General features: G+C 48.4%; 12 protein-coding genes and 2 tRNA genes. All 14 read right to left on the bottom strand.

Annotation, left to right across the window (positions count from 1 at the left end; translation table 11 throughout):
* Window positions 1-80 precede the first annotated feature (80 nt).
* The gene (cysK, locus tag AC3IRK_RS00415; RefSeq protein WP_131973688.1) at window positions 81-1028 is read right to left on the bottom strand and encodes a cysteine synthase A; all 948 of its coding nucleotides are present in this window, start codon (window positions 1026-1028) and stop codon (window positions 81-83) included.
* A 79-nt stretch (window positions 1029-1107) separates the two neighbouring features.
* Window positions 1108-1419: a SurA N-terminal domain-containing protein gene (locus AC3IRK_RS00410; RefSeq protein ID WP_131504483.1), complete on the bottom strand. Its 312-nt coding sequence runs from the start codon at window positions 1417-1419 to the stop codon at window positions 1108-1110.
* A gap of 12 nt (window positions 1420-1431) precedes the next feature.
* Entirely contained in the window at window positions 1432-2358 is a 927-nt protein-coding gene (gene hslO / locus AC3IRK_RS00405) for an Hsp33 family molecular chaperone HslO (RefSeq protein ID WP_114597445.1), read from the bottom strand.
* A gap of 10 nt (window positions 2359-2368) precedes the next feature.
* Window positions 2369-3130: a type III pantothenate kinase gene (locus tag AC3IRK_RS00400; RefSeq protein ID WP_131504484.1), complete on the bottom strand. Its 762-nt coding sequence runs from the start codon at window positions 3128-3130 to the stop codon at window positions 2369-2371.
* A 213-nt stretch (window positions 3131-3343) separates the two neighbouring features.
* The gene (gene ftsH, locus AC3IRK_RS00395) at window positions 3344-5350 is read right to left on the bottom strand and encodes an ATP-dependent zinc metalloprotease FtsH (RefSeq protein WP_489170243.1); all 2007 of its coding nucleotides are present in this window, start codon (window positions 5348-5350) and stop codon (window positions 3344-3346) included.
* Window positions 5351-5470: 120 nt separating this feature from the next.
* On the bottom strand, window positions 5471-6016 hold the full coding sequence (gene hpt / locus AC3IRK_RS00390) for a hypoxanthine phosphoribosyltransferase (protein WP_012368964.1): 546 nt from the start codon (window positions 6014-6016) through the stop codon (window positions 5471-5473).
* A gap of 33 nt (window positions 6017-6049) precedes the next feature.
* On the bottom strand, window positions 6050-7294 hold the full coding sequence (gene tilS / locus AC3IRK_RS00385; protein WP_489170242.1) for a tRNA lysidine(34) synthetase TilS: 1245 nt from the start codon (window positions 7292-7294) through the stop codon (window positions 6050-6052).
* Between the two features lie 78 nt (window positions 7295-7372).
* Window positions 7373-7444, bottom strand: a tRNA-Glu gene (locus tag AC3IRK_RS00380).
* A gap of 9 nt (window positions 7445-7453) precedes the next feature.
* Window positions 7454-7530: transfer RNA gene (locus AC3IRK_RS00375), tRNA-Met, on the bottom strand.
* 153 nt (window positions 7531-7683) lie between these two features.
* Window positions 7684-8214: a S1 domain-containing RNA-binding protein gene (locus AC3IRK_RS00370; protein WP_014969107.1), complete on the bottom strand. Its 531-nt coding sequence runs from the start codon at window positions 8212-8214 to the stop codon at window positions 7684-7686.
* A gap of 82 nt (window positions 8215-8296) precedes the next feature.
* Window positions 8297-8677: an FtsB family cell division protein gene (locus tag AC3IRK_RS00365; protein ID WP_114597442.1), complete on the bottom strand. Its 381-nt coding sequence runs from the start codon at window positions 8675-8677 to the stop codon at window positions 8297-8299.
* 65 nt (window positions 8678-8742) lie between these two features.
* Window positions 8743-9015 (bottom strand): RNA-binding S4 domain-containing protein, encoded by a 273-nt coding sequence (locus AC3IRK_RS00360; RefSeq protein WP_028105324.1) that lies wholly within the window; start codon window positions 9013-9015, stop codon window positions 8743-8745.
* Entirely contained in the window at window positions 9012-10442 is a 1431-nt protein-coding gene (yabN, locus tag AC3IRK_RS00355; RefSeq protein WP_489170241.1) for a bifunctional methyltransferase/pyrophosphohydrolase YabN, read from the bottom strand. Before yabN ends, AC3IRK_RS00360 begins: the two co-directional genes overlap by 4 nt.
* Window positions 10439-11977, bottom strand: coding sequence for a polysaccharide biosynthesis protein (locus tag AC3IRK_RS00350; protein ID WP_489170240.1), 1539 nt, complete (start codon window positions 11975-11977; stop codon window positions 10439-10441). The genes yabN and AC3IRK_RS00350 overlap by 4 nt, the downstream gene beginning before the upstream one ends.
* Window positions 11978-11984: the final 7 nt, after the last annotated feature.

Raw genomic sequence — 11984 nt, 5'->3', positions numbered from 1 at the left:
TCAAACATAAGTCGCTTGCCCCGCCCAAATAAAAAGAGGTCCATTCCTTTACATCGGAATGAACCTCTCGGTTAAAAAAATTAAAGTTTTGAACTGTCCGCCTCTTCTTCCACTTGATACAGTGGTGTGCTGAGGTAACGTTCTCCGTTCGACGGGATGATGGCGAGAACCGTTTTCCCTTTGCCTAGACGCTTCGCTGTTTTTAAGGCAGCCGCAATCGCAGCTCCGGAAGAAATACCACCAAGAACGCCGTTCGACTTCGCTGCACGACGGGCATGATCAAACGCTTCTTCCGTCGTCACCTGCTCGACACTGTCATAAATCTGAGTATCCAGAATCGACGGAACGAATCCGGCTCCGATTCCCTGCAATTTATGGGGACCCGGTTTTCCGCCTGAAAGAACAGGAGAATCCGTCGGTTCGACAGCAATGATTTCGATACCCGGGAATGCCTGCCGTAAAACTTTCCCGGCTCCTGTGATCGTACCGCCCGTTCCGATTCCGGCGATGAAAGCATCGAGCGTCAATCCTTCGAACGCTTCAACGATTTCCGGTCCGGTCGTCTTCTCGTGAACAACAGGATTCGATTCATTGTTGAATTGTTGCGGCATGAAATAACCATGCTCTTCCGCCTCTGCCGTTGCCCGAGCAATCGCACCCTTCATTCCTTCTGGACCAGGTGTTAAAATCAACTCCGCACCGTACGCACGAAGAAGAGTTCGACGTTCCATGCTCATCGTTTCCGGCATGACGAGAATCGAACGGTATCCTTTAGCAGCAGCGACCATTGCCAGTCCGATTCCCGTGTTGCCACTTGTCGGTTCAATGATCGTATCGCCTGCTTTTAAGTGACCCGCTGACTCTGCTGATTCGATCATCGCTAGAGCGATCCGGTCTTTGACGCTTGACCCCGGATTCATATATTCCAATTTCAGGTACACGTCCGCATCTTCCGGTCCTGTTAAATGATTTAATTTAACAATCGGCGTGCGGCCGACTAAATCTAATACTGAATTCGCAATGCGCATGACCATTCCTCCTCATAATGAAAAGCTTTAATTCCAAGTAATCCGATAGATCAATTATCCACGGACTGGATGAAAATTGTCAATCAAAGCGCTTTACTGTCGGCTTCGATCCGTTTTCCGACTGTTTTTCGACTGCTTCCTGAATCAGACGGTCGAGGGTTTCTTTTTCATGCCCCTTACGCATCTCTTGATACAGGTCGGCACGCGTAATCTCTTCATCTCCGACCGACGCGACGACATCCTCAAGCGGTCCGCCGATACTATCCTGGACAATCTTCGGTGAATCGACTTTCGGCAATTCGCCCATGAATGCATACGCACCCGTCATAAAATTCGTCAGCAACAAAATGAAAATCAACATCCACAAGTACTTAGAGTTTACAGTTCCCATTTTCAGACCCTCTTATGCTCTTTCGAGTGATTTTTCGCGAAGTGATTGTAATTCTTCGACATCGTATTGGTAATGTTCCGAACAGAAGTGGCAAACGGCTTCCGCGCCACCATCTTCGTCAATCATCGCTTGAATCTCATCAGGTCCTAGTGCGACGATTGCAGTTGCTAACTTTTCACGTTCGCACGTACAGTTGAACGCAACCGGAATCGTATCCAGCACTTCAAACGTTTCACCCAGTACAAGACTCAACATCTCTTCCGGTGTTTTTTCTTCACCGACAAGAATCGAGATCGGTTTTAACGCCGCAACACGTTGTTCAAGTGCCGCAATCGTTTCTTCCGATGCACCCGGCATCAATTGAACAATCAAGCCGCCCGCTGCGATGACCGACTCATCTTCCGGATAAACAAGAACACCCGCTCCAACGACAGACGGACTTTGCTCCGACACGGCGAAGTAATACGTAAAGTCTTCACTGATTTCACCTGTCTGAATCGGAGACTGACCACCGACGAAATCACGTAGACCTAAATCTTTGATGACGGAAATATTTCCGCGGCCGACCGCATCGCCAACCTTTAATTTTGTCAAACCATCACTGTTGACGTACGTATCCATCTCGACACGCGGGTGGCTGACATATCCCCGCACTTGTCCTTTTGCATCGGCATCGACGATGATTTTTCCGATTGGACCATCACCTTCGACTTTTAATGTGACACGGGTATCGCCTTTTTGCATCGTTCCCATCATGGCACCGATCGTCAATGTCCGACCGAGTGCTGCCGTGACGACCGGTGTCGTCTGATGACGGAGTTGTGCTTCGTACACCGTTTTTGTTGAACGGATTGCAAAGGCACGGACTTCTCCGTTAAACCCTAATGCTCTTACCAAATAATCATCTTTTAATTGTGCTAATAATTCTTCACGTTTCATTCGTTTTCCCTCACTTATTTCGTTCGTAGATAATCCGCAACCCGTCAAGCGTCAAAAATGGATCGACGATTTTAATCGTTGCAGATTCCTCACTGATTAGTCGGGCGAGTCCACCTGTCGCAATGACAGTTGCCTCTCCCATTTCTTCTTTCATCCGATGGACGAGTCCATCGACTTGCGCGACGTATCCGAAATACGTTCCGGACTGCATCGCATGTACGGTATTGCGGCCAATCGTTGACTGCGGTTTGGCAATTTCAATCCGCGGTAATTTAGCCGCCTTATTATAAAGTGCTTCTGTCGACACCATGACACCCGGTGAAATGATTCCACCGTAATAGCGTTTTTTTGCATCGATATAACAATAGGTCGTTGCCGTTCCAAAATCAACGATGATCAAAGGACCATCATATTTGACCGTCGCTGCGACGGCATTGACGATCCGGTCGGCTCCCACTTCTCTTGGATTGTCGACTTTCAGGTCAAGTCCTGTCTTGATTCCAGGCCCGATTACGAATGGGCGCCGGTTGAAATAACGGACGCACATGTTTTCAAGCGGAAACACGACAGGGGGTACGACAGATGATAACACGATTCCCTCAATATCTTCCACGTTTAACTCTGCATCTCGAAACAGGGCTTTCACCAACATCCCATATTCATCGGTCGTCCGCGTCCGGTCCGTCGCAATCCGCCAATGCTCGACAAGTGTTTGTTCGTCATATACTCCAAGTACGATATTCGTATTTCCTACATCGATTACTAAAATCATCTGATTCCCCACTTTTCTCTGACGATAACTGATTCTATACGTTGTGATTATACCACGCAGTTTAGGCATCACCTATCGAAGTGCGCACTGCGGCTTGGTACTTCCACAAAAAAAGGTCAGCACCCCGGTTGGGAATGCTGACCTCTCGCTCGAACGAATCATCCGTCTTATTCCTATCGTCACCCCGGTCGATTAGACCGGGAAGATAGAAAATCAGATTTGATCATCCCGACGTGGTTGACCTGATTTTTCCGTATCGACATTTTGTCCTTCGTCGATGACAGAGCCGCGTTGCGTTGGAGATTCTGTCGGTTGATCGATGACAGGTGTCGTCGATTCCGGCGTTTTCTCGTCTGCTTTCGGTTCTGTAATGGCCGCAGGCTCATGTTTTTTATATTCGCCTGTCTCTAAGAGATGGTGAATTTGTTTTTGATCCAGTGTTTCGACTTCAAGTAACGTCGTCGCAATCAAATCAAGCTGATCGCGTTTCTCCGTCAAGATCGTCTTCGCCTTTTGGTAACAACGGTTGATGATCGCTTGAATTTCCATGTCGATTTCATGGGCAATCGCATCTGAGTAGTTCTGTTCGTTTTGGAAGTCACGTCCTAAGAAGACATTTCCACCTTGACCGGAACCAAACTGAAGCGGTCCGAGTTTTTCACTCATCCCAAACTCCATGACCATCTTACGGGCAAGTCCTGTCGCACGTTGGAAGTCATTGCTTGCGCCAGTGGAAGCTTCACCAAAGACGACATCTTCCGCGACACGACCACCAAGTAATCCGGTGATTTTGTCTTCAAGTTCCGGTTTCGTCATGAAGTAACGATCCTCTTTTGGAAGCATGATGACGTAACCGCCTGCATTACCACGAGGAACGATCGTTACCTTATGCACTTCATCCGCATCATCGAGTGTGACACCGATGATGGTATGACCCGCTTCGTGCCATGCCACAATTTTTTTCTCTTTCGGTGAAATGATCCGACTCTTCTTCGCAGGACCTGCGATGACGCGGTCGATCGCTTCTTCCAAATCAACGATTGAAATCTTATCACGGTCTGTACGGGCTGCGATAAGTGCCGCTTCGTTCAACAGGTTTTCAAGATCTGCACCTGAGAAACCTGGTGTACGTTGCGCGATGGCTTTCAAATCAACTGTCGTATCGAGTGGCTTGTTGCGTGCGTGTACTTTAAGAACTGCTTCACGTCCGACGACATCTGGACGCTCAACCGTGATTTGACGGTCAAAACGACCTGGACGGAGTAAAGCTGGGTCCAAGATATCCGCACGGTTTGTTGCTGCGATCATGATGATACCTTCGTTTTCACTGAATCCATCCATCTCGACGAGAAGTTGGTTCAATGTTTGTTCGCGCTCATCATGTCCGCCGCCAAGACCGGCTCCACGTTGACGACCAACCGCATCGATCTCATCGATGAAGATGATACATGGGGCGTTTTTCTTCGCATTTTCAAACAAGTCACGTACACGTGATGCACCGACACCGACAAACATCTCAACGAAGTCAGAACCTGAAATCGAGAAGAACGGTACGCCGGCTTCACCAGCTGCTGCACGGGCAAGCAATGTTTTACCTGTACCTGGAGGACCTACAAGGAGGACACCTTTAGGAATACGGGCACCGAGACGGGCAAACTTGCGTGGATCTTTCAAGAATTCAACAACCTCAACGAGTTCTTGTTTCTCCTCATCCGCTCCGGCGACATCGTCAAACGTAATCTTTTTCTTTTCTGTATCATACAGGCGCGCCTTCGATTTCCCGAAGTTCATGACACGGCCACCGCCGCCGCCACCTTGTGCTTGATTAATCAAGAAGAAGAACAGGATGAAGATGATGATAAACGGAATGATTGTCGTGAACAGTGCAATCCAACCACCGTTTGTTTCCGCCGCCTTAAATTCCATCTTGACGTTTTGGCTGCGCAATTGCGTATACAAATCCGTCAGTTCTGTATCAACAGCTGGTACGACCGTTTCATATGTCGTATCTTTTTCACGTAATTCACCTGTGACATTGTACGTCTGTCCCTCATACTGGAACGTCGCCGTCTTCACATCACCTTTTTCAACAGACTCGACAAACTGTGTGTAATTGATTTCTTTGCTTTTGTTCACTGGACTCTGCAAGTATTGCAGAAACAAGATCAAAGCTAGAAAAATGACCCCAAACACGAGGGTATTCTTCACTGCTCGGTTCATCGTAGGCCTCCTCTCCGCACCAACTGATTAAATTTACTCAATCGATACGAATCCTAACGCGGCAAAGCGCGCTTTGTAATTGGTTTCATCTTATCATGTGACAGTCAAGATTAAAAATAATTAGCCGCCGTAGACTGCTGGCTTCAATACTCCAACATAAGGAAGGTTCCGATACTTTTCTTCATAGTCAAGACCGTAACCGACAACGAACTCATGTGGAATGACGAAACCGCTGTAGTCGGCGTGTAAATCGTTTTTACGACCACTCGGCTTATCCAGCAACGTCACGATTTTAACCGACTTTGCTTTCCGGTATTTGAAGAGGTCCACGAGATACCCTAATGTTAATCCGCTGTCGATGATATCTTCGACAATCAGGATGTCACGTCCTTCTACTGATGTGTTTAAATCCTTCTCGATCTTGACTTCCCCTGTCGATGTCGTCCCACCGTGGTAAGTCGACACATCCATGAAGTCCATTTCAAGATGCATGTCCATCTTTTTGACGAGATCAGACATGAACGGCATTGCGCCTTTTAATACACAGACAAGCAGTGGGAAACGATCTCCATAATCCGCTGTCAGTTCACCCGCGAGTTCACCGACTTTATGTTGGATCTCTTCTTCCGAAATCAGTACTTTTTCCATATCATTCATTAAGGTCATGCTAGGTATTCCTCCTCCATTTTAAACACTACATTACCATTCTATCATTAAACCTGATTCTGCGAGGAGTTCAAATGACCCGAATATTGCAATTCGATGTCCGATGACTGCCAGAACTTGCCCTGTTGCATCCACGACGACCGGGATTTGTGTTCGAAGTGTCCGTGGAACTTTAGCGTCCATCAAAATTCGGCTGACTTTTTTAGTGCCGACCGCCAGTTGAATCCGATCCCCGGGTAACGGTGGTCGAACCGTTAACGGGAATCTGATGGCCGAAAACGGAATGCCGGTGGTCGCACGGGAAAACCTAACCATTTGTTCACCATAATAATAGGTACCCAAACGCTCCCCCACTTCAAACGGTTCAGGTACAGAGTGTCTCACAGGACAGGGAACACATGTCAAGTAGCCATATGTACGCTGTATCCTCCAGTTTCCATAATACACTTCACCGGACGGCATATCTACTCGTAGCAGTGTCAAAAATCGATTGTAATCGTTCGGTGTGAGTTCTGCGTCCGGCACGAGCACACGCAGGACCAGACGTCTGAAGTCGGAAGGGAGTTGAAGAACGTTCTTCAGCGGAAGTCCCTGTTCCGTCGCCCAGTCTTTGACGAGCGCCGCGACATAGGCAAGATGTTCTTGTTTTTGTTCATGTCGCAGCATCGCAGCGCGAACGGTCGCGGCTTCATAACCGGGACGTAAGGCAGCGAGCACGGGCATTACTTGATGCCGAATCTGATTGCGAAGGTACTTCGTTTCCGCATTCGTCGCATCTTCGTGCCACGCGACTTGATGTTCCGCCGCATAGTCATACAGCTGCTGCTTCGTATACGTCAATAACGGACGGTGGATCTGCCCGTGTGCAAACGGTCGGACTACTGGAATCCCGTCGATATGCGCTTCCCCGCGGAGCAATTGAATCAATAACGTCTCCAGTTGATCGTCCCGGTGATGGGCGAGGACCAGCTGATCGCGTCCAGTCTCCCGCATCACCTCTTGAAAAAAAGCATACCGTCTGCTGCGGCATTTCTCTTGAGTCGCCGTCTCGTCTGTCCATTCAAGACGCGTCATCCGAAAATCGAGTTGGCGTGCCTGCGACCAGGCTTGAATCGATTGTGCTTCTGCATCGGATTCGGCACGAAGTCCATGGTGCACATGAACGATGATGATATCGTGACCTGCTTCATACAACAGATGGGCTAACACCATTGAATCACAGCCGCCGGAAACAGCAACCAACAACGGTTCCTTTGGAAGATTAATCTCGAATCCCATGCCTGGTCCCCCTTGATCCATAAATGACTTAAACGAAAAAAGCTACCTCTATATAATAGAGATAGCTTTTTTACAGAATGACCCGTACGGGAATCGAACCCGTGTTACCGCCGTGAAAGGGCGGTGTCTTAACCGCTTGACCAACGGGCCAAAAAAATATGGTAGCGGCGGAGGGAGTCGAACCCACGACCTCACGGGTATGAACCGTACGCTCTAGCCAGCTGAGCTACACCGCCATATTTTGAACGCGTGCGTCTTAAGCACATTTTCTATAATACGGTGGAGTCAAATAATTGTCAACGCTTTTCATAAAAATAATTTCAAAAAAATAAAAGATGGAATGAACAGCGTCATTCCATCTCTATTCTTATAAAGAACAGGTCAGCAAGTTATTGACGTTTAGCACCGCGTCCGCCACGTTTTGAATCGGTTTGTCGTTTCAATGTCGCAAGACGATCTTCACTATCTTTGAGGAAACTAGTCATCAACGTATCGAACGTTTGCTCTTTACGTGGAGCTGGTGCGCCACGGCCACCTTTGTTAAAGCCGCCACGGTTTCCACCGCCGCCGCTTCCACCACGCGGTCCTTTGTTATCGAACGGACGTGGTCCACGGTCTTGACCTGCCGGACGTGGTCCGCGATCAAATTGACGAGCTGGAGGACGAGGACGTTCGCCTTCTGGACGATCGACTGCTTTCTTAATCGAAAGACCAATCTTCCCGTCGTTCTCTACACTCAACACTTTAACCGTGATTTCTTGTCCGACTGTCAAGACATCATTGATATCTTTGACGTAAGAATCTGCTACTTCACTGATGTGAACAAGACCTGTCTTACCCGTCGGTAATTCTACGAACGCGCCGAAATTGGTGATGCCTGTAACTTTTCCTTGTACTTTGCTGCCTACTTCAATCGACATAAATTGTATTGCTCCTTTTTAGTTGATTCTTTCTTATTATACGAGTGATTCTACATTTTTTCAATCAATCGACAACCTTCGTTTAATCTTCCGGTGAAAAATAGAAAATCGTTTCGCCTTTTTTCGAGTACAGCAGTTCACTTCTCGCTAAGTTCGCAACATATTTCTTATCATTCAATCGTTCAATCTCTTCTTTCAGACGAACTGTTTCTTTTTCTGCTTTCGCCTGTTCTTGGTTCGCAACCTGAAACGACTGCTTCTGTTCAGCGATCAGTTGTTGTTTTTCGATATATGACCACCCCATCAGGGACAGGACAATAAGAAAAATCGACATACAGACTAAGAAGCGCCTCTTCAGACGTAAACGGTTTTCGATTGCATTTTGACTCAACTGTTTTTTCCGGTCATTAAGCGGTTTGATCTTGGGCGGCGTATCGCGCCCTGATTCCAACGGTGCTGGCATATCATCCCTCCTTATCCGAGTGGTCATCTCTGACACTCTCTAGTATACTTCCTTTTTCAACCAAATTACATCGATTCTTCGGAATTCACTTTTTCTTCACGAATGATTTGATACATCTCCGACGCATCTTCTTTTTTGGCGTGTTCCTTAATGCCGTCGATTTGGACGGTGACGATCTTGTTTCCGAACCGGATTGTCATTTCGTCTCCGACCGCCACGTTGCTGCTCGCTTTGGCGACAAGTCCGTTAATCGTAATCCGACCTTGATCGGCAACTTCTTTTGCCAGTGTCCGGCGTTTGATTAAACGAGATACCTTTAAAAATTTATCGAGTCTCATGACTGTTCCTCCTGCTTTGATTGATTCCATAATGCATCTTGTTCGGCGAGCGACAAGTCTGTCAACGGCCGGTCCGTCAATTGTTCCATGCGTGTAAAACGACGGATGAATTTGTCATTGGTCTGCTGTAACGCATCTTCTGCCGACAACTCCATATATTTTCCGACGAGCGCTAACGAAAACAGGATATCTCCAAATTCCCCTAACTGCTCTTCCGCCGGTGCCTCTTGCAGTTCTTGAATCTCTTCCCGGACTTTATCAAGTGCCCCGGCGACGGTTTCCCATTCAAAGCCGACCTTCGCGACTTTCTTTTGAATCTGTTCTGCCCGCATCAAGGCAGGAGCCCCCTTCGTGACACCATCCAAGAGAGAGGTTCGTTCCGGTTTTTCCTGTGCTTTGATGTCCTGCCAGTTATTGACGACGTCGGTTGCCGAGTCGACTTTCACATCTCCAAAGACGTGAGGATGCCGGCGGATCATCTTCTCGCTGACACTGCCGATGACATCCCGCACATCAAAATAGCCTTCATCCAAACCGATTTGGGCATGAAGCATGACTTGCAGCAAGACGTCGCCTAATTCTTCAATCATTAAGTTATCGTCCTGAAGGTCGATTGCTTCCAGTAATTCGTACGATTCTTCAATTAAATGTTTTTTCAGCGACTCGTGTGTCTGTTCTTGATCCCACGGACAGCCGCCTTCACCACGCAATCTGGCGATGATTTGTTTGAGCGTCGTAAAATCTCGATTTAAAATCGTTTGATCCGTGACGGGTGGTACATACACCGTTGTCAAGTTGCTGAGCGTCGTCACATGATCCAACTCATACAACGGGACGGTCACGACATGTTCGCGGCTGGTGCCGGCCGCCGTGACGAGTGTCACGTCATGTTCGTCGGGATAACGTTCCATCAGCATGACTTTCAGATCACCCGCGACCAACTGATCGTAGACTTGTCCGATCAACAGATGTTGCCGGATTTGGGCTTCATCGATGTCGAACGCCGTCGCATCCAGCAATTGAAAACCTTCGATCGGATCGACGCCCACTGCGGCAAACATTGGATCCAGAAAACTTTGTCCTCCGACGATCTTGATGTTGTCCGATTGGTTCAACAGTTGCTGAACCGTACTTTCCGCGACCAGCGGATGACCGGGCACAGCGTAAATGACAGATTCCGTCCGGGCCTGTTCAAACAGGCTGGCGACGATTTCACTGTAGACCGACTCAAAGCGGTCGTGTTTCTCATAAATAAAATCAAACGATGTAAATTCTATTCCCTCTGCCATCAGTTCTGAAACGACAGGATGATCCGCTGTCCGCAAATAAACGGGTAATGTCGTTTCCTTGAGTAACTTGTAGATGCCAAACGGTAATTGTTCCAGTTCGCCGACGCCTAAGCCGACGACCGTGATTTGATGTGTCATATAATCCCCCTACGTTGATGAATACGATATAATTTCTCTCCAAAAGGCAACAGCGCCCACTCGCGTTCGGTCAAAACACCGATCCGTAACGCGAAGATACAAAAGACGACGGCTCCACCTAGGACCAACAATCCAACCTCAATCGTCGCTCCGATCCGACTCTCCCAACCGGACAACTGAAAGAGTTGTTCGATCACATATAAGAAAATCGCCATCGGGAGGACCGCTTTCATCAACTTGATGTAAAACGCCCGACCAGCCGTCACGCGACCAAACTTCCGGTTCAATAAGATCAATTGTGCTGCCGCCATGACAGCAAATCCACCGAACGTCGCCATCCCGGCACCGATCATGCCATATGCCGGAATCAACCAGATGTTCAGCCCGAATTTAACCGACAGACCAACGATGACACCTGCAAAAGCATACTTTTCCGCATCCACCGATTGGAGACAGGAGACGATGATCATCGACAGGGACGCCGTGAATCCGGTTGCCGCAAGCCAACTGAGCGCCATCGTCCCATTGTCATCCTGATAGAGTGCGATATTTAACGGTCGCATCACACCGACGAGTCCGACCGTCGCTGCGGCCGCAATCAGCAGACCGGAACGCAACAACGTCTCCAAATGATGTTTCGTCGCGGTGTCATTGCGCTTCCGATATTCTAACAGTAATGTCGGTACACTCGCGAGACTGATTGACGTCGCAAACAAAATCGCAAACTGCAGCAACGGATAACCTCGGTCGAATATCCCTTTTTCAATTTTTGTTTCGATGGAATCGCCTAACAGATTCACAAAGGTCAAGCCATCAATCAACTGCATCAATAACAATGCGAGCGAGGCAATGCTGACCGCCATCCCGCTCGTCAACAGGACCCGTCCGACACGACGGATATGCTGTTTCGATACGACCGGGCGACCAATCCGCCCTTTCGCGAACCGTAACAGTAAGATGAGCGACGCAACGCTGCCGCCGAGTGCCGTCATATGGGCCGATGCTCCGATCTGATACGGATTCGCCCCGACTTGGACACCGTAGTAGGTCACAAGTAACAGCAGGCAGACACGAACAGCATTTTCCGTGATTTGTGAAAACGCCGTCGGCCGCATTTCAAGATCCGCCTGAAACATCCCCCGTAAGACGGCGATGACCGGCAACAGGTAAAACGTAAACGTAACTGCCCGGAGCGGTTCTACCAGTTGTGCGTCCCCAAATAACCGGGCCACTTCAGGAGCAATCCACCAACCGAGCGTCCCGAGGATTAACGACATGCCGGACAAGACGAAAAAGATTGCCCATAACACTTCCCGTTTCTCTTCCGGATGATGTAACGTCAACTTCGCGACAACGACCGGCAACGCATAAATACCAAGTGCTGCTGCAATCGCAAATAACGGATAGACGGTCTGATAGACATACAGACCGACGTCTCCCGCCATATTTTGATACGGGATGCGATAGAAAAAGCTCAACAGTTTGGAGACGTAACTCGAAATCGCCAGGAGTGCTGCGCCCTGAGCAATGGTCATTCGTTTA

The organism is Exiguobacterium sp. GL_137 (genome assembly GCF_057834585.1).
The sequence above is the reverse complement of the archived record's forward strand: the minus strand, read 5'-3'. Positions and strand labels throughout refer to the sequence as shown.